The 17,128-nt window shown below is 76.2% G+C and carries 17 protein-coding genes; 9 read left to right on the top strand and 8 right to left on the bottom strand.

Going from position 1 to position 17,128, the window contains the following annotated elements:
• The first annotated feature begins 1 nt into the window (after position 1).
• The 3 genes from resB to KRAD_RS07970 are packed head-to-tail and all read left to right on the top strand — an operon-like array spanning position 2 to position 2,988.
• On the top strand, positions 2 to 1,720 hold the full coding sequence (resB, locus tag KRAD_RS07980; RefSeq protein ID WP_012085039.1) for a cytochrome c biogenesis protein ResB: 1,719 nt from the start codon (positions 2 to 4) through the stop codon (positions 1,718 to 1,720).
• The gene (gene ccsB / locus KRAD_RS07975; protein WP_012085038.1) at positions 1,717 to 2,703 is read left to right on the top strand and encodes a c-type cytochrome biogenesis protein CcsB; all 987 of its coding nucleotides are present in this window, start codon (positions 1,717 to 1,719) and stop codon (positions 2,701 to 2,703) included. The genes resB and ccsB overlap by 4 nt, the downstream gene beginning before the upstream one ends.
• A gap of 3 nt (positions 2,704 to 2,706) precedes the next feature.
• Positions 2,707 to 2,988 (top strand): DUF4229 domain-containing protein, encoded by a 282-nt coding sequence (locus KRAD_RS07970; RefSeq protein WP_012085037.1) that lies wholly within the window; start codon positions 2,707 to 2,709, stop codon positions 2,986 to 2,988.
• A gap of 24 nt (positions 2,989 to 3,012) precedes the next feature.
• Here KRAD_RS07970 and KRAD_RS07965 read toward each other — a convergent pair whose 3' ends face one another.
• The 5 genes from KRAD_RS07965 to menE form a co-directional block, all read right to left on the bottom strand.
• Positions 3,013 to 3,678, bottom strand: a complete 666-nt coding sequence (locus KRAD_RS07965; protein ID WP_157873541.1) for a Type 1 glutamine amidotransferase-like domain-containing protein — start codon at positions 3,676 to 3,678, stop codon at positions 3,013 to 3,015.
• Between the two features lie 77 nt (positions 3,679 to 3,755).
• Entirely contained in the window at positions 3,756 to 4,049 is a 294-nt protein-coding gene (locus KRAD_RS07960) for a hypothetical protein (protein ID WP_157873539.1), read from the bottom strand.
• A 25-nt stretch (positions 4,050 to 4,074) separates the two neighbouring features.
• The gene (locus KRAD_RS07955; protein WP_041292863.1) at positions 4,075 to 4,971 is read right to left on the bottom strand and encodes a 1,4-dihydroxy-2-naphthoate polyprenyltransferase; all 897 of its coding nucleotides are present in this window, start codon (positions 4,969 to 4,971) and stop codon (positions 4,075 to 4,077) included.
• Between the two features lie 112 nt (positions 4,972 to 5,083).
• A complete protein-coding gene (locus tag KRAD_RS07950; protein WP_012085033.1) occupies positions 5,084 to 5,335 on the bottom strand; it encodes a PLD nuclease N-terminal domain-containing protein in 252 nt (83 codons plus the stop codon).
• 62 nt (positions 5,336 to 5,397) lie between these two features.
• Positions 5,398 to 6,582 (bottom strand): o-succinylbenzoate--CoA ligase, encoded by a 1,185-nt coding sequence (gene menE, locus KRAD_RS07945; protein WP_012085032.1) that lies wholly within the window; start codon positions 6,580 to 6,582, stop codon positions 5,398 to 5,400.
• Positions 6,583 to 6,800: 218 nt separating this feature from the next.
• Between menE and KRAD_RS24095 the strand changes: the two genes are divergently transcribed.
• Together KRAD_RS24095 and KRAD_RS07935 are read left to right on the top strand one after the other, a co-directional pair.
• Complete coding sequence (locus tag KRAD_RS24095) at positions 6,801 to 9,215, top strand: putative bifunctional diguanylate cyclase/phosphodiesterase (RefSeq protein ID WP_157873537.1); 2,415 nt, start codon at positions 6,801 to 6,803, stop codon at positions 9,213 to 9,215.
• 17 nt (positions 9,216 to 9,232) lie between these two features.
• Positions 9,233 to 10,759, top strand: coding sequence for a putative bifunctional diguanylate cyclase/phosphodiesterase (locus tag KRAD_RS07935; RefSeq protein WP_012085030.1), 1,527 nt, complete (start codon positions 9,233 to 9,235; stop codon positions 10,757 to 10,759).
• Here KRAD_RS07935 and KRAD_RS07930 read toward each other — a convergent pair.
• Together KRAD_RS07930 and KRAD_RS07925 are read right to left on the bottom strand one after the other, a co-directional pair.
• Positions 10,725 to 10,943 (bottom strand): hypothetical protein, encoded by a 219-nt coding sequence (locus tag KRAD_RS07930; RefSeq protein ID WP_012085029.1) that lies wholly within the window; start codon positions 10,941 to 10,943, stop codon positions 10,725 to 10,727. The genes KRAD_RS07935 and KRAD_RS07930 overlap by 35 nt on opposite strands.
• Positions 10,944 to 10,982: 39 nt before the next feature.
• Entirely contained in the window at positions 10,983 to 11,924 is a 942-nt protein-coding gene (locus tag KRAD_RS07925) for a 1,4-dihydroxy-2-naphthoyl-CoA synthase (RefSeq protein WP_012085028.1), read from the bottom strand.
• Positions 11,925 to 12,014: 90 nt separating this feature from the next.
• Between KRAD_RS07925 and KRAD_RS07920 the strand changes: the two genes are divergently transcribed.
• From KRAD_RS07920 to mprF, 4 genes are all read left to right on the top strand, one after another.
• Positions 12,015 to 12,362: a hypothetical protein gene (locus KRAD_RS07920; protein ID WP_041291965.1), complete on the top strand. Its 348-nt coding sequence runs from the start codon at positions 12,015 to 12,017 to the stop codon at positions 12,360 to 12,362.
• Positions 12,359 to 12,985, top strand: coding sequence for a GAF domain-containing protein (locus KRAD_RS26935; protein ID WP_049821115.1), 627 nt, complete (start codon positions 12,359 to 12,361; stop codon positions 12,983 to 12,985). Before KRAD_RS07920 ends, KRAD_RS26935 begins: the two co-directional genes overlap by 4 nt.
• Positions 12,986 to 13,053: 68 nt before the next feature.
• Positions 13,054 to 14,121 carry an o-succinylbenzoate synthase gene (locus KRAD_RS07910; protein WP_012085026.1) on the top strand — a complete coding sequence of 356 codons (1,068 nt, stop codon included), beginning with the start codon at positions 13,054 to 13,056 and terminating at the stop codon, positions 14,119 to 14,121.
• 3 nt (positions 14,122 to 14,124) lie between these two features.
• Complete coding sequence (gene mprF / locus KRAD_RS25025; protein WP_012085025.1) at positions 14,125 to 16,677, top strand: bifunctional lysylphosphatidylglycerol flippase/synthetase MprF; 2,553 nt, start codon at positions 14,125 to 14,127, stop codon at positions 16,675 to 16,677.
• 24 nt (positions 16,678 to 16,701) lie between these two features.
• On the opposite strand, the gene KRAD_RS07900 is transcribed toward mprF, so the two are convergent.
• Positions 16,702 to 17,097 carry a hotdog fold thioesterase gene (locus KRAD_RS07900; RefSeq protein ID WP_049821114.1) on the bottom strand — a complete coding sequence of 132 codons (396 nt, stop codon included), beginning with the start codon at positions 17,095 to 17,097 and terminating at the stop codon, positions 16,702 to 16,704.
• Positions 17,098 to 17,128 lie beyond the last annotated feature (31 nt).

Here is a 17,128-nt window from a genome sequence, read left to right as displayed (position 1 = left end):
CATGGCCCGAACCGACGAGACCCACCTCGACGACCTCCGCGACGCGTACCGCGACAGCGAGAACGCCTCCCGGCCCAAGCGCGAGCTGGCCCCGGAGCTGAAGCCGCTGGAGTTCCTGCGCTACTGCTGGCGCCAGCTCACCAGCATGCGCACCGCGCTGTTCCTGCTCATGCTGCTGGCCGTCGCCGCCGTCCCCGGCTCCACGTTCCCCCAGCAGAACAACGACCCGGCCGGGGTCGCGACGTGGATGCAGGACCACCCCACGGCCGGGCCCTGGGTGGAGCGCCTGCAGGGGTTCCACGTGTACTCCTCGGTCTGGTTCTCCGCGATCTACCTGCTGCTCTTCATCTCCCTCGTCGGCTGCGTCCTCCCGCGCGCCGGGGTGCACCTCAAGGCGCTGCGCTCGCGCCCGCCGCGCACCCCGGCCCGCCTGGAGCGGCTGCCGGAGCACCGCGCCGCGACCGTCGCCGCGGGTCCCGAGGAGGTCCTCGACGCCGCCCGCGAGGTGCTGGCCCGGCGCCGCTTCCGCGTCGACCGGCGCGAGGGGTCGGTGGCGGCGGAGAAGGGCCACCACCGCGAGACCGGCAACCTGCTCTTCCACCTGTCCCTGGTGGGCCTGCTCGTCGCCGTCGCCTCCAGCTCGCTGTTCTCCTACTCCGGTCAGCGCCTGGTGACCGTGGGCGGGACGATGGTCGGCACGACCTTCGACAGCTTCACCGGCGGGGTGTGGACGGGGCAGGACGACGTCCCGCCGTTCACGCTGTCGCTGGACGCGATGGACGTGTCCTTCGAGGCCCGGCAGACCTCCCAGATCGGGGAGCCCCGCACCTTCGCCGCCCACGTCACCCTCACCGACGAGCCGGGCGCGCCGGCGCGGGAGGAGACGATCCGGGTCAACCACCCCGCGAAGGTCGGCGGCACTCAGATCTCGCTCTCCGGCAACGGCTACGCCCCCGTCGTCGTGGTGCGCGACGGGCAGGGCAACGTCGTCCAGGACGGCCCCACCCCCTTCCTGCCGCAGACGGGCAACTACGACTCCATCGGCGTGGTCAAGGTGCCCGACGCCGTCGACGCGGCCGGGAACCCCGTGCAGATCGGGTTGCAGGGGGTGTTCCTGCCCTCGGCGACGACGGGAGCCGACGGCACCCCCGTGTCGGGGTTCCCCGACGCGGCCAACCCGTTCCTGGCCCTGCAGGTCTGGACCGGCGACCTCGGTCTCGACGACGGGAAGGCCCAGAACGTCTACACCCTTGAGACCGCGGGGATGCAGCGGCTCGTCGGCGACGACGGGCAGTGGGTGGCCCTCTCGATGGTGCCCGGGCAGACCGTGCAGCTGCCCGGCGGCCTCGGGTCGGTGGAGTTCCGCGACGTGGAGCGCTTCGCCTCCTTCGACGTCCGCCACACCCCGGGCCAGACCGCGGCGCTCGTCTTCTCCCTGCTCGCCACGACGGGGCTGATCCTCTCGCTGTTCCTGCCCCGCCGCCGGGTCTGGGTGAAGGCCGTGGCCGCGGGCGGGGCGACGGCGGTGACCGTCGCCGGCCTCGCCCGCGGCAACGACGCCGGCCTGGCCGAGGAGGTCGAGGGCGTCCTGCGCCGCCTCCGCGGGGCCCTGGGCGAGCCCGAGGACCCCGGGGGCCCCGGCGCCCACCGCGAATCGCCAGCACGTCCCCCGGTGGGGGACCATGAGCAGCCAGTGCCCGCTCCGGAGGGGAAACCGTGACCGTCGACGAGAGCATCGCCCAGATCAGCAACGTGCTGCTCTACGGCGCCATGACCGCCTACCTGTTCTCCTTCGTCGCCTACGCCGGCGACCTCGCCGAGGGCGGCAAGGAGATCAAGGCCCGGGAGGCGCGGCGCCGCGAGCAGGTCGCGGGGGGCGGCTCCACCACCACGCTCGAGAGGCCCATCACCGACCGCCGCCGCCGCGCGGCCGCGGTGGGGACGTCGCTGTTCACCGTGGCGACCCTGCTGCACCTGGGCTCGGTGGTGACCCGCGGGGTCTCCGTGCACCGGGTGCCGTGGGGCAACATGTTCGAGTTCGCCCTCACCGGCACGCTCGTCGTGGCGCTGGCCTACCTGGTCGCCGTCGTCCGCGCCCACCGCGGCGGCCTCGGCGGGGGGCGCGACGCCCGCTACCTGGGCACCTTCGTCGCCGGGCCGGTCCTGGTGACCCTGGGGATCGCCCTGGTCAAGCTCTACGTCGAGGCCGCCCAGCTCGTCCCGGCCCTGGACAGCTACTGGCTGATCATCCACGTCTTCGTCGCCATCCTCGCCACGGCGCTGTCCACGCTGGGCTTCTCCGCGACGGTGCTGCAGCTGGTCCAGGAGAAGCGCGACCGGGTCACCGCGGCCGGGAATCGCGCCGGCGGGGTCTTCATGGACGCCCTGCCGGGGTCGGTGGAGCTGGAGCGCACCGCCTTCCGCCTCAACGCCGTCGCCTTCGTCATGTGGACGTTCACCCTCATCGCCGGGGCGGTGTGGGCCCAGGTCGCCTGGAACCGCTACTGGAACTGGGACTCCAAGGAGGTGTGGACGTTCGTCATCTGGGTCGTCTACGCCTGCTACCTGCACGCCCGCGCCACCCGCGGCTGGGACGGCCGCCGCGCCGCCTGGCTGTCCGTCCTCGGCTTCGCCTGCATGCTGTTCAACTACCTCGTGGTGAACATCTTCTTCCCCGGCCTGCACTCCTACGCGGGGGTCTGAGCCGTGGGGGGAGCGACGCTGCGCTACACCGCGCTGCGGCTGGGCATCTTCGTGCTCTGCCTCGTCGTGGCCCGCGCCGTCGGTGCGGTCGGCTGGCTGGCCCTGCTCATCGCGGCCGTCGTCTCGGTGCTGCTGTCGCTGCTGCTGCTGCGCCGCCAGCGCGAGCAGATGGCCCTGGCCCTGCAGCAGCGCGTCGACCGCCGCGTGCGCGCCAAGCAGCAGGACGGGGCGGGCAGGTCGCGCTTCGAGCGCGGTCTCGACGCGGACAACGCCGCCGAGGACTGACCCGCGCCCGCGGCCCGGTGGGCCTCAGCCCGGGAGGGACGGCTGCGCGCCCCCGGGCAGGACGAGGTGGCGCCCGGCCCCGACGACCCGCACCTCGTCGTCGTCCACCAGCACCGCCCGCCCGTCCGCGAGGGCGAACGTCGGGTGCGCGAACCCCGCCACCGCCCGGCGCACCGCGTCCTCGCGCGCGGACGGGAAGTGCGGGGAGTCCAGGTGCGGCTGGACGAGGAAGTCCACCAGACCCAGGCCGGCGGTGTCCTCGGGAGCGCGCTGCACCGACCGGCTCAGGCGCAGGTGCGGGCCGGTGACCATGCTGCCGGCGCTGACGCCGAGGTAGACCCGCTCGCGCAGCAGCCCCGGCAGCGTCGCGGCCAGCCCGCTGCGCCGCAGCCAGTGCAGCAGGTGGGTGGTGTCCCCGCCGGTCACCGCCAGCACGTCGGCCTCCTCCAGCCGGGCGCTCCACACCTCGCGCTCCAGCGCGGAGACGTCGACGAGGTCGACCTGCGCGAAGCTGGCGCGCTGGAGGTTGACGCAGTCGGCGATGAACCAGCCCTCGTCGCCGGGGATCACGTTGGCGGCCGTCGGCACCACCGCCACCGCCAGCGAGGCCAGCGGCCGCCGGGCCAGGGCGGCCAGGGCCTCGCAGGACTCCGCGTTCACCAGGCCCGCCGAGGTCAGGAGCAGCCGCACGCCGACCACGCCAGTGATCGCCCGGGCCCGCGGCCAGACCACCGCCGGGCGTGGAGACCTCCCCGCCCGGGGGCGGGTCAGTGCAGCGGGAGACCGCTCAGCAGGTCGGGGCGCTCGGCGTCGAGGGCCCGCAGGTCGATGACGGCCGGCAGGGTGGGCTGCCGCCCCTCGGCCTCGGCCGTCTCCTCCGCCCGGAGCAGGACCTCCAGGACGCGGCGCACCAGGAAGGGCTCCTCGGTGGCGGTCACCGCCGCCTTCTCCAGCAGCGCGGGGCCGGAGACCACGACGTGCTCGGTGCGGGTCCCCGCGCTGGTGGTGAGCACGGCCGCGTACTGGTGCACGCCGTCGGCGCTCACGTCGATCTCACCCATGGGGCGCACTCTGGCGCCCCGGGCCTCAGAGCGCCAGTCCGAGGGCCAGCAGCGCCCCGGTGAGCAGCTCCAGCTGACCGGTGTCCTTGAGGACGGGGATCAGGTCCCGTCCCCGCGCCCCGCCCAGCACGGTGCGCAGCGGCCGCTGGGCCAGCGTCCCGGCGGCCAGCACGAGCAGGACCCACGGGTGCCACGGCGCGGTCAGCAGCGCCGCCGCGAAGGCGCCCACGACGAGGCCGGCGTAGAGGCGGCGGGACCGGGCCTCCCCGATCCGCACGGCCAGCGTCCGCTTGCCGGCGACGGTGTCGGTGGGGACGTCGCGCAGGTTGTTGGCGACGAGGATCGCGCAGGCCAGGAAGCCCACGCAGAAGGCCCCGGCGAGGGAGGTCCCGTCGACGCGGCCGGCCTGGACGTAGGTCGTGCCGGTCACGGCGACGAGGCCGAAGAACACGAAGACGAAGACCTCGCCGAGCCCCGCGTAGCCGTAGGGGCGCTTCCCGCCGGTGTAGTACCAGGCCGCGGCGACGCTGGCCGCGCCCACCAGCAGCAGCCACCAGTGCCCGCTCAGCGCCACCACGACCAGACCCGCCAGAGCCGCGACGGCGAAGCAGGCGAAGGCCGCGTCGCGGACGTGGCGGGGTTCGGCGGCGCCGGAGCCGACGAGGCGGAAGGGACCGACGCGGTCGGAGTCGGTGCCGCGGATGCCGTCGGAGTAGTCGTTGGCGTAGTTCACCCCGATCTGCAGGGCGAGGGAGACGACGAGGGCGAGCGCGGCCGTCCCCCAGGAGACGGCGTCGAGGGCCGCGGCCGAGCCGGTCCCCACCAGCACCGGCGTGACGGCCGCGGGCAGGGTGCGCGGGCGGGCCGCGGAGACCCACTGCCCGGGGGTCGCGCGCCGGTGGGTCCGGGCGGAGGAGGGCAGCGGCACGGAGGACGGGGAGGACGGTTCTGCGGGGTCGGGCACGACGCACCATCGTGCCAAGCGGGACGGCGGGCCGCCCGCGCGGGTCACCCGCCCGCCCCCGCGAGCCCGGTCACAGGCCCCGGAGGAAGTCCTCGTCGTCGTCGGGTCCGCGCGGGGCCTGCCGGGGCCGGCGGACGGCCGCGGCCAGGGGCCGGCCCGCCAGGACGTAGGCCAGCCCCCCGGCGAGGGGGAAGAAGAGCACCAGCAGCAGCCAGGCCCACTTCGGCAGGCTCCGCAGCTGCCCGTCCGGGGCCTGCACGATGCTGACCACGCAGTAGACGGTGAAGGCCAGGAGGAGCAGGGCCGGCAGGACGGAACGCATCCCCCAGGATCCCACCCCCGCGCCCGTGCGGCGAACCCGGCCGCCGCGGGGGCGGGCGGGGGTCACCCCCCGGGTGCGGGCGGGGCGGCGAGGGCGCGCAGGGCCGCGCGGTCGGGCTTGCCCGGCCCGCGCAGCGGCAGCTCCGCCAGCAGCAGCAGCTGGCGGGGGGCGGCGTGCCGGGCGACGGCCGCGCCCACCCGCTCGCGGACCTCGGCCAGGGTCGGGGCGGTCCCGGCGGGCACGACGGCGGCGACGACGCGCTGGCCCCACTCCTCGTCGGGCACCCCCACGACGACGACCTCGCCGATCCCGGGCGTGCCGGCCAGCGCCTCCTCCACCAGGGCGGGGGCGACCTTGAGCCCCCCGGTGGTGATGAGGTCGTCGACCCGGCCCAGCACCCGCACCCGCCCGCCCTCGAGGACGGCGGTGTCGTCGGTGCGGAAGCGGTCGCCGGGGAAGGCGGGGTGGCCGGGCAGGCCCCGGTAGCCGCGGGCCAGCACCGGGCCGGCCAGGGTGAGCCGGTCCTCCTCCAGCGCGGGCACGACCCCGTCGAGGGGGACGCCGTCGTAGACGCAGCCGCCGCAGGTCTCCGAGGAGCCGTACGTCGTGACCACCCGGGCTCCCGCGGCGCGGGCGCGTTCCAGCAGGGCGCCGGGGGTGGCGGCGGAACCGACGAGCACCGCGTCGTAGCGGGCGAGGGCGGCGCGGGCCTCCTCGCCGGCGTCCCCCGGGGCGTCGAGGAGGCGGACGAGCTGGGTCGGCACCAGGGAGGTCAGCAGCCGGTCCCCGGTCGCGCGGGCGGTGGCCCCAGCGAAGGCGGCGGCGGAGAACGGACCCGGGGGGAGGACGACGGGTTCGGTGCCCGCCCGCACCGAGCGGAGCAGGACCTGCAGGCCCGCGACGTGGTGGGCCGGCAGGGCGAGCACCCACTGCTGCGAGCCGGGCCCGGGGGCGAGGCGGGCCGCCGTCGCCGCGGCGGAGGCCCGCAGGGCCGCGGCGGGCAGCAGCGCGCCCTTGGGGGTCCCGGTCGAGCCGGAGGTGGCGACGACCACGGCGGTGGGGTCGTCGGGGTCGTCCTCGCCGGGGCCGAGGGGCTCGCCGGTGCGCAGCGAGGGGTGGGGCGCGGTGTCGGCGGCGTGGGGGTGCAGGGCGTGCGGGAGCCCGCCCTCGACGGCGGTGGCCAGCAGGGGCAGCAGGTCGAGGACCGCGTCCCCGGTCGGGACGGGCAGGGGGCGGAGCGTGCGCACGGGCGCAGCGTAGGCCGGGTCCCGGGACCCTCGGGGACCCCCGGAGCCGGAACTACTCTGAGTGTCAGCGGGGCGACCCTGTGAGAGTGTTCGCAGGTCGGAGCACGTGCAGCTGCGCCGAACAGGGGAGATGAGGGGCCCATGTCCATGATGGAGCGTGACCACCCGGTCTCGCAGTGTCAGGATGTGGCCCGTCCCGGCGAGCGGTGGAGGTGGCGGTGAGCGGAGCGGTGCGCGAACGTCGCCCCCGGGCCAGCGTCCTCTTCGACGGCGCCGTCACCCTGGCGGCCGTCGTGACGACCGTGCTCGCCGCCCTGGCCTTCGGCCGGGACGCCGGCGCCGGGCAGTGGCACGACCTCGCCCTCTGCGTCGTCGTCGGCCTGCCCCTCATGCAGCTGCTGACCCGCTTCCCGTTCCAGATCAACACCCGCCACGCCGGCGTCGAGGTCCAGTTCGACGTCGGGGTCCTGATCTTCCTGCTCTGCTTCGCCGCCCCGGCCACCGCCGCCCTCGCCTGGTGCCTGTGCGTCGTCCCGACCGGGCTGCTGCAGCGCCGCAGCTGGGTGAGCCGGGTCTACAACGCGAGCATCGGCGTGCTCTTCATGCCCGTCGCGCTGGCCGTGCTGGAACTGTTCGGCACCACCGGGCGGGCCCCCGAGGAGAGCCGGTACCGCGGGCTCGAACGGATCATCCGGGTCGACATGACCGTCCCCGAGCTGCTCGCCGTCTCCGCCGCGGTCATCGCCGTCTTCGTCGTCGACGTGGCCGTCTCCGCGGTCTCCGTCGCGATCCAGGAACGCACCTCCGTCAAGGGCGAGCTCCTGCACACCGGGGCCTGGCTCGCCGTCGGCGCCAGCGTCGCCGTCGGCGGCCTCGGCTACCTCGGCGGGCTCGTGGAGTCCCGGCTGGACCGCTGGGCCGCGCTGCTGCTGGTGATCCCGATGGTCGTGACGATGATGGCCACCCGCGCCATGCGCACCACCCGCGACGTCGCCCGCCGCAGCGAGGCCCTCTTCGAGGCCGCCACCGCCCTGCACACCCAGGGCCGCCGCGCCGACCTCGCCCGGGCCCTGCAGAAGCACGCCCGCATGGTCGCCGGCACCCCGGCCGCGATGGTCCGCTCCGTGGGACCCGCCGAGGACGAGATCGGGGTGCCCGTCGTCGCCGGCGACGGCGTCGTGCTCTACATCACCGCCCCCCGCCGCCGCGACCCCGCCCAGCGCGCCTCCGACGAGAAGGCCCTCGAGGCGCTCGCCTCGGTCGGGGAGGCCGCGTTCTTCCGGGTCAGCGCCAGCGAGGAGATGCACGGCCTGGCCCGCCGCGACGTCGTCACGGGGCTGCCCAACCGCCTGCAGTTCGCCGAGCGCCTCGCCCAGGAGCTGGACCGCGCGCGCGAGGCCTCCCGCCTGGACCGGCTCGTCGTCCTCTACCTCGACCTCGACGGGTTCAAGTCCGTCAACGACCGCTTCGGCCACGAGGCCGGCGACGAGCTCCTGCGGCTGGTCGGCTCCCGCCTGCGCGACACCCTGCGCGGGGGCAGCACCGTGGCCCGCCTGGGCGGCGACGAGTTTGCCGTCCTGCTGCCGGACTGCCAGGACGTCGAGGGCCTCTGCCGCCGCGTGCTCGTCGCGCTGCGCGTGGAGGTCAGGATGCGCGGGCACGTCCTGCGGGTGCAGGGCAGCATCGGGCTCTCCCGGGCCCGGCCCGGCGACGACGTCGGGACCCTGCTGCGCAACGCCGACACCGCCATGTACCGGGCCAAGGCCACCGGCAAGAACCGGTGGGTGGAGTTCCGCCCCGAGCTGCTGGAGGAGGAGATCGCCCGCCTGCAGGTCATCGAGGACCTCCAGCAGGCCCCCGCCGAGGCCTTCGTCGTGCACTACCAGCCCATCGTCGACCTGCAGGCCGGCCCCGACCAGGACCCCGCGGCCCGCATCGTCGGCCTCGAGGCGCTGGTGCGCTGGCGCCGCGACCGCGGCGGCGGCGTCGAACCCCTCGTCGGTCCCGACGAGTTCATCGGCCTGGCCGAGCGCTCGGGCACCGTCGTCGCCATCGGGGACTCGGTGCTGCGCCAGGTCGCCCGCGACGCCGCGTCCATCCAGCAGCACGCCGCGCGCCGCCTGGACCTCATGGTCAACGTCTCGCCCGTGCAGCTGCGCCACCCCGACTTCACCGAGCGGGTGGCCGCCGCGGTGCGCCAGACCACCTCCAGCGGCTGCCGCCTGCACCTGGAGATGACCGAGAGCGTCATGATCGACGACGACACCGTCGGCCGGTTGCGCGACCTCGCCGAGACCGGCGCGCAGCTGACCATCGACGACTTCGGCACCGGGTTCTCCTCCCTGGGCTACCTGCGGCACCGCCCGTTCTCCTCGTTCAAGATCGACCGCAGCTTCGTGCGCGACATCGCCACCGAGCCCACGGCTCGCGCGCTGGTCGAAGGCATGGTGAAGATGGGGCAGGCCCTCGGGCTGACGATCGTCGCCGAAGGGGTGGAGCACCCCGAGCAGGCGGAGATCCTGCGCGACATGGGGTGCCACCTGGCCCAGGGGCACCTGTACTGCCGGCCGCTGGCCCTGGAGGACATCCAGGGCGTCCTCTCCGGCCCGGTGGCCCGTCCGCTCAGCGCGTGAGGTGGAGGTGGGGCCCGGTGGACACCACCCTCGGCCTCGCCCTGCTGCTGTCCCTGGTCGTCCTCGTCGTCGCCGTCGCCGCCCTCGTCGTCCTCACCGGTCTGCTGCTGCGGACCCGGACCCGGCTGCTGGGCCTGGAACGGGGAGCGGACGCCCCGCCCGCCCCGGAGACCGACCCGGTGACGGGGCTGCTCACCGGGGCCGGGTTCACCGCCGTCGTCGCCGCCGCCCAGCGCGGGGCCGCCCACGGGGGGCACCCGCTCGCGCTGCTGCACCTGGGCCTCGACGGGTTCCGCGCCTTCAACTCCACCCACGGCCGGGCCGCCGGCGACGCCGTCCTCACCGAGGTCGCCCGGCGGCTGCGCTCGGCCGTGCGCGGCGGTGACGAGGTCGGGCGCCTGGGCGGGGACGAGTTCGCCGTCCTGCTCGCCGACCCCGGTGCCGCCGTCGACGTCGCCGTCCGGCTGCTCGCCGTGCTGGAGGCCCCCCACGAGGTCGGCACCGCGCGGGTGGTCCTCGGGGTGAGCGTCGGGGTCGCCCACCGCCCCGGCGGCCAGCACGCCGAGGACCTGCTGGCCGCCGCGGAGCAGGCCGTGGCGGAGGCCAAGGCCGCCGGCGGGGGCTGCGTGCGGGTCTGGGACCCCTCCGCGGCGCTGGCCCGCGGGGCGGAGCTGCGGACCGCGCAGGCGCTGCACCGGGCGGTCGCCGCGAGCGCCGCGGGGGTCGCGGCCGACCCCGCCGACGGGTGCCTGGAGGTCCACTACCAGCCCAGCGTCGACGTCCGCTCCGGCGTGGTCAGCGGGGTGGAGGCCCTCGTCCGGTGGCGGCGCCGGGACCGGCTGGTCCCCCCGGGGGAGTTCATCGAGCTGGCCGAGCGGCACGGGGTCATCGCCGACCTGGGCCGGGCCGTCCTGGCTCGCAGCGTCGCCGACGCCCCGCTCCTGTGCGCCGCCGCCGGCCGCGCCCTCGTCGTGGCCGTCAACGTCTCCGCCCCGCAGCTGCGCGACCCCGCCCTGCCCGCGGCCGTGCGCGGGGCCGTCGAGCGGCTGGAGGGCCGCCCCCTCGTCCTGGAGCTCACCGAGAACGTCCTGGTCGCCGAGGACCCCGGCACCGAGGCCGCCCTGGACGCGCTGGTGGAGGCCGGCGCGCACCTCACCGTCGACGACTTCGGCACCGGCTACGCCACGCTGGCCTACCTGCGCCGGCGGCCGTTCACCGCCTTCAAGATCGACCGCTCCTACGTCCGCGACATCGAGTCCGACCCCCGCACCCGCGCCCTGGTGGAGGGGCTGGTGCTGCTGGCCTCGGCGACGGGCCTGGGCCTCGTCGTCGAGGGGGTCGAGACCGAGGGGCAGGCGAGGCTGCTGGAGGGGATGGGCGCCCCCACCCACCAGGGCTTCCTGCACGCCCGCCCCGCTCCGCTGGAGCAGGCCTGCGAGGTGATCGCCGCGCTGCGCGCGCGGCTGGACGGGACCGACCCCGCCGCCGCCGCGGCCCCGGGGGAGCCGGTCAGTCCGTCCCGTCGCCCTCGCGGGAGCGCCTGACCCGCCAGGCGGCGAGGAAGTACGCCCCCACCACCGTGAAGACGACCGCGGCCAGCCACGCCAGCGGCCCGCGGCCGTCGAGGGCCAGGGCCCAGGACAGCGCCGCGAGGACCACGTAGAGGATGCCGGACCGCTTGGACTGCTCCAGCGTCTGCGTCGCTCGCCACCAGGGCTGTCGGGTCACGACGACCAGTGTGCCGGGTGCGGGCGGGTGCTCCCGCCCTCAGAAGTACCAGGGGAAGGGCGACCAGTCCGGTTCGCGCTTGCCGAGGAACGCGTCGCGGCCCTCGACGGCCTCGTCGGTCATGTACGCCAGCCGGGTCGCCTCCCCGGCGAACACCTGCTGCCCGACCATCCCGTCGTCGAGGGCGTTGAAGGCGAACTTCAGCATCCGCTGCGCGGTGGGGGACTTGCCGTTGATCTCCGCCGACCACTGCAGCGCGGTCGCCTCCAGCTCCGCGTGCGGGACGACGGCGTTGACCATGCCCATCTCGTGGGCCTGCTGGGCGGTGTAGGGGCGGCCGAGGAAGAAGATCTCGCGGGCGAACTTCTGCCCGACCTGGCGGGCCAGGTAGGCCGAGCCGTAGCCGCCGTCGAAGGACCCCACGTCGGCGTCGGTCTGCTTGAACCGGGCGTGCTCGGCGCTGGCGATCGTCAGGTCCGCGACGACGTGCAGGCTGTGCCCGCCGCCCGCGGCCCAGCCGGGCACGACGGCGATGACGACCTTCGGCATGAACCGGATGAGCCGCTGCACCTCCAGGACGTGCAGCCGCCCGCCCTCCGCCTTCGCCCGCACGGCGTCGACGGTCTCCGCGGTGTCGCCCTCGGCGTACTGGTAGCCGGAGCGGCCGCGGATGCGCTGGTCCCCGCCGGAGCAGAACGCCCACCCGCCGTCCTTGGGGCTGGGCCCGTTGCCGGTGAGCAGGACGCAGCCGACGTCGGGGGTGCGGCGGGCGTGGTCGAGAGCGCGGGCCAGCTCGTCGACCGTCCCGGGCCGGAACGCGTTGCGCACCTCGGGGCGGTCGAAGGCGATCCGGACCGTCCCGCGCGCCGGGCCGTCCACGACGCTGCGGTGGTAGGTGACGTCCTGCAGGTCCTCGAACCCGGGCACCTCCGCCCAGGACGCGGGGTCGAAGGTCTCGCTCACACCGTTCAGGGCCGACACGACCCGCAGGCTACGGCAGGCGGTCCCCCCGGCAGGGGGAGCGAGGTGCCCCGGGGCTTCAGCGGCGCCGCCGGTGGCCGATGGACGGGGGTGCGAGCGACCAGCGGCGACGAGAGCCCCCCGGGGCGGGCCGTCCCCTCCGACGTCCCCCCGCCCTCCGGGGCGGCGGTCCGCGGGCTGGTGCGCCCGGAGGCGGCGCAGTGGCTGCGCGAGATCGCCGCGGTCGTCGGCCCGCAGCGGACCCTGCTCGCCTGGTCCCGGGCGGCGCTGGCCACCTCCCTGCACGGGACGGCGCTGACGCCGGACCAGCTGGAGACGATGGGGAACCGGCTGCTCGAGGACGCCGACGACCCCGCGCTGCGGGTGGCGGTGCGCAGCTGCCTGCTGCGGCTGCGGGTGTGGCGGACGCTGGAACGGACCGGAGGTGGGGTGCGGTGAGCGAGCACCGGGAGCAGGAGCGGGAGCGGGATCAGGTGTCGCAGAACGAGTGGGTCCACTGGCTCGAGGAGGTCCTGGAGAGCGCCCCGGCCGAGGAGGACGACGTCCTGTTCGCGCCCGCGCGGCTGGGCGCGATCGCCGCCCTCGGCGCCGACGACGTCGAGCGCGTGCAGCCCCTGGTGGGGGAGCTGCTCACCGGGGCCGCCCAGGACGTCGGGACCCCCGTGAGCCTGGCCAACGTCGTCCTGTCCGGGGTGCAGGTCATCGCCGGCGAGCACGGCCTGGCGGGCTGGATGGCGCAGGCGCGGGCGACCCCGGCGGAGTGGTCGCTGTGCGCCACGGTCGTGCGCCGCGGTGAGGCGTACGTCGTGCCGGACATGGCCGCGGACGAGGCGACCGCGCAGAACCCGCTGCACCTCGTCGACGGGTTCCGCTCCTACGCGGGCGTCCCGCTGACCGCGCCGGACGGGCAGGTCATCGGCTCGGTGTGCGTGCTGGACACCGAGGTGCGCCGCTACTCCGAGGCCGACCTCGACGTCCTGCGCGCGGTGGCCGCCGAGACCACCCGCCGGATGGCGGGCGCGGGCGAGGTCACCCCGGGGACCGGGGCCCCCGCGGCCTGAGCCCCGCCCCCGACCGGGTCGACGCCGGGTCGCGGCGGGGTCGCGGCGGGGCCGGGCATGCTGGGCCCGTGCCGCCGCTGCCCCCGCTGACCGACCTGCTCGACGCCGCCCACGTCGTGACGCTGCCGCTGCGCCGCCGCTTCCGCGGCATCACCGAGCGCGAGGCCCTGCTGCTGCGGGGCCCCGCCGGGTGGGGGGAGTTCGCGCCGTTCCTGGAGTACGGGCCCGTCGAGTCCGCCCGGTGGCTGGACGCGGGGATCGAGGCGGCCTGGCGGGGGTTCCCGCCCCCCCGCCGGGAACGGGTCGAGGTCAACGCCACCGTCCCCGCCGTCGACGCCGCCGACGTCCCCGCCGTCCTGGCGCGCTTCCCCGGGTGCCGGACCGCGAAGGTCAAGGTCGCCGAGGCCGGGGCGGGGTTCGCCGTCCGCCTCGCCCAGGACGTCGCCCGGGTCGCCGCCGTGCGCGAGGCCCTCGGCCCGCGGGGGGCGGTCCGGGTCGACGCCAACGCCGGCTGGAGCGTGGAGCAGGCCTTCGAGGCGCTGACGGTGCTGGGCGCGTTCGGCCTCGAGTACGCCGAGCAGCCCTGCGCGACGCTGGAGGAGATGGCCCTGCTGCGCCGCCGGCTGGCCGCCGCCGGGACCCCCGTGCCGCTGGCCGCCGACGAGAGCGTCCGCAAGGCCGAGGACCCGCTGCGGGTGGCCGGTCTGGAGGCCGCGGACGTCGTCGTGGTGAAGGTGGCGCCGCTGTCGGGGGTGGCGCGCGCGCTGGAGGTGGCGCGGTCGTGCGGGCTGCCCGTCGTCGTGTCCTCCGCCCTCGACACCAGCGTCGGGCTCGCCGCCGGGACCGCGCTGGCGGCGGCCCTGCCCGACCTCCCGCACGCCTGCGGCCTGGGCACCGCGGCCCTCCTCGCCGCCGACGTGAGCGCCGAGCCGCTGCTGCCGGTCGGGGGGTCGCTGCCCGTGGGGCCGGCGCGCGCCGACCCCGAGCTGCTGGAGCGCCACCGCGCCCCCGCGGACCGCGAGCGGTGGTGGCGCGAGCGCCTCGCCGCCGCGCACGCGGTGCTCGCGCGGGACGCGGCGGCGGGTCCGCCGGCCGGGCCTCCTTTCAAGGACGGGCGCCGGACTGCCGACTCCTGATCCGTGAGCCCAACGTCCCGGCCGTCGGCCCGCCCCGCGCGTCACCTGCTCGCCCCCCTCGTCGGGGTGGCGCTGCTGGCCGCGGCCGTGGTGCTGCTGCACCGCACGCTGCGCCACTACTCCTGGGCGGAACTGGGGGGCGACCTGCTCGCGCTCGGCCCGGGCGTCGCGCTCGCCGCCCTCGGGGCGACGGCGGTCTCCTACCTGGCGATGACCGGCTACGACGCGCTGGCCCTGCGCTACGTCGAGCACCCGCTGCCCTACCGCCGCTACGGCCTCGCCTCGTTCGTCGCCACCGCCTTCGGCAACAACCTGGGCGCCTCCGCGGTGGTGGGGGCGGCGCTGCGGGCCCGCGTCTACTCCAGCTGGCAGGTCCCCGGGTCCGCGATCACCCGGATCATCGGCTTCAACGCGGTCACCCTGGCGCTGGGTGCCGCGGTCCTGGCCGGGACCGGCGTGCTGCACGACCCGGTCCGGGCCGGGGAGGCGCTGCACCTGCCCCGCGCCGCGGTCCTGGCCCTCGGGTCGCTGCTGCTGGCGTCGGTGGTGGGGTACCTGGCGTGGGCCGCGGCCGGGCGCTCGGTCGGCGCGCGCCGCTGGCGCGTGGCCAAGCCGTCCCCCGGCCTGGCCGTGGCCCAGGTGCTGCTGTCGACGTTCGAGTGGCTGACCATGGCCGCGGCCCTCCACGTCCTGCTGCCCGCCGGGGACCGCCTCCCGTTCCTCCCCTTCGCCGCCGCCTTCGCCGTCGCGACCCTCGCCGGGCTGGTCAGCAACGTGCCCGGCGGGCTGGGGGTCTTCGAGACGGCGCTGGTGGTGCTGATCGGGTCGACGACCTCGCCCGCGGGGCTGGCGGTCGCGCTGGTCGCCTACCGGCTCTGCTACTTCGTGCTGCCGCTGCTCCTGGCCGCCGTGCTCCTCGTCGCCCACGAGGCCCGGCGGGGCGCCACGGCGCTCGGCGCGGCCCGCACCGCGGCGGGCACCCCGGGGCCCGCCGCGGGGTCCCCGGTGCGCGTCCCCTCAGTGCTCACGCCCTCGGTGCTCGCGCTGAGCGTCGCCGGCGCCGGCGTGTTCATGGTCGTGGTGGGGGACCTGCCGGGCCGGGCGCTGGACGTGTCGGCCGTGACGATCAGCCTCGCCGGGTTGTCCGCCCTCCTCGTGGCCCGCGGCCTGCACCTGCGGCTGCGGCGCGCGTGGGTGGCGACCGTCGTGCTCCTCACCGGCGTCACGGCGGTCGCCGCCGCCCACGGCGACCTCGTGCTGTCCGCGGTGACCGCCGGGCTCGCCCTCCTCCTGGTGCCCGCGCGCACCGCCTTCCACCGCGGGGCCCCCTTCGCCCTGCCCCGCAACCCGGTGTGGCCGGTCACCGCGGCCGCGCTGGTCGGGGCGGCCGTGTGGTGGCACGAGTCCGGCGGGTCCGGCGGCGCGGTGGACGCCCCCCTGCTGGTGGCGTCGGTCTCCGGCGACACCCCCGGGGCGGACCGGCTCGCGATGGCCGCGGGCGCCGTCGGGATCCTCATCGGCGGGCGCCGGGTCCTGCGGGCGGCGGCCCCCACCCCGAAGGCCCCGTGCGAGGTCGAGATGGCGCGGGTCAGCGAGATCGTCGCCCGGTCCGGGCGCTGCACCTCGCACCTGGCCTTCACCGGCGACAAGCGCTTCCACTTCAGCCCCGCCGGCACGTCCTTCCTCATGTACCAGGTCGAGGGCCGCAGCTGGGTCGTGATGGGGGACCCCGTGGGCGACCCGCGCGACGTCCAGGACCTGGTCGGGAGCTTCGTGGCGCTGGTCGACCGCCACGGGGGCCGGCCCGTCTTCTACAACGTGGCCGCCGACCACGCCGACCTCTACCGCCGGTGCGGCCTGAGCCTGGCCAAGCTGGGGGAGGAGGCCGTGGTCCCCCTCGACGACTTCACCCTCACCGGCAAGGCCAGGGTCAACCTCCGCAACTGCCGCAACAAGTCCCAGCGCATGGGCCTGACCGTCGACGTCGTCCCCGCGCAGGACGTCGCCCCGCTGCTGCCCGCCCTGCGCGAGGTGTCCGACGCCTGGCTCACCCACCGCAACGGCAAGGAGAAGCGGTTCTCCCTGGGCGCCTTCGACGAGGAGTACGTCGCGCGCTTCCCGTTGGCCGTGGTGCGCCACGAGGGCCGGGTCGTCGCCTTCGCGACCCTGTGGACCGACGGCGAGGGGCGCGAGGTGCAGGTCGACCTCATGCGGCGCCTGCCCGACGGGCCGCGCACCGTGATGACCTACCTGTTCGTCGAGTGCATCCTGTGGGCCAAGGAGAACGGCTTCGCGTCGTTCAGCCTGGGGGTGGCCCCGCTGGCGGGGCTGCGGGGCGACACCCCGCCCTCCGCCTGGGACCGCGTCGGGCACCTGCTGTGGACCCACGGCGAGCGCTTCTACAACTTCAAGGGCCTGCGCGCCTTCAAGCAGGGTTTCCAGCCCCGGTGGCGGACCTGCTACGTCGCCGCCCCCGGCGGCCTGGCCCTGCCCAACGCCATGGTGGACGTGGCGACGCTGGTCGGGGGTGGGATCCGCGGGGTCGTCCGCGGCTGACCCCGCGGCCCGCCGCGGGGTCGCTCAGCCGGCCGCCCGGACGTAGTTGGTGATCCGCGCGGTGCACAGCCGCCGGCCCTCCTCGTCGGAGATCACGACCTCGTGGCTGCACAGCGTGCGCCCCAGCGAGATCGCGGTGGCCACCCCCGTCACCAGCCCGGAGCGGACGGAGCGGTGGTGGGTGGCGTTGATGTCGGTGCCCAGCGCGAGCCCGCCGGGCCAGACGTGCAGGAGGGCCCCCACCGAGCCCAGCGTCTCGGCCAGCACGCAGCTCGCCCCGCCGTGCAGGAAGCCCGCGACCTGGGTGTTGCCCGCCACGGGCATCGTCGCGACGACCCGCTGCGGGCTCATCTCGACGAACGCGATGCCCATCCGCTCGACGAGGGTGCCGGGGGTGAAGGAGGCCAGGACCTCGTCCATCGGGGGCGCGGGCGGCGGTGTCGGCTGCGTC

The organism is Kineococcus radiotolerans SRS30216 = ATCC BAA-149, from assembly GCF_000017305.1.
Lineage (GTDB): Bacteria > Actinomycetota > Actinomycetes > Actinomycetales > Kineococcaceae > Kineococcus > Kineococcus radiotolerans.
The sequence above is the reverse complement of the archived record's forward strand: the minus strand, read 5'-3'. Positions and strand labels throughout refer to the sequence as shown.

Coding starts and splice junctions, on each gene's coding strand:
- resB (WP_012085039.1), top strand. CDS start 2: ATGGCCCGAACCGACGAGACCCACCTCGACGACCTCCGCGACGCGTAC.
- KRAD_RS07960 (WP_157873539.1), bottom strand. CDS start 4,049: ATGGGTGAGATCGACGTGAGCGCCGACGGCGTGCACCAGTACGCGGCC.
- KRAD_RS07950 (WP_012085033.1), bottom strand. CDS start 5,335: ATGCGTTCCGTCCTGCCGGCCCTGCTCCTCCTGGCCTTCACCGTCTAC.
- KRAD_RS07900 (WP_049821114.1), bottom strand. CDS start 17,097: ATGGACGAGGTCCTGGCCTCCTTCACCCCCGGCACCCTCGTCGAGCGG.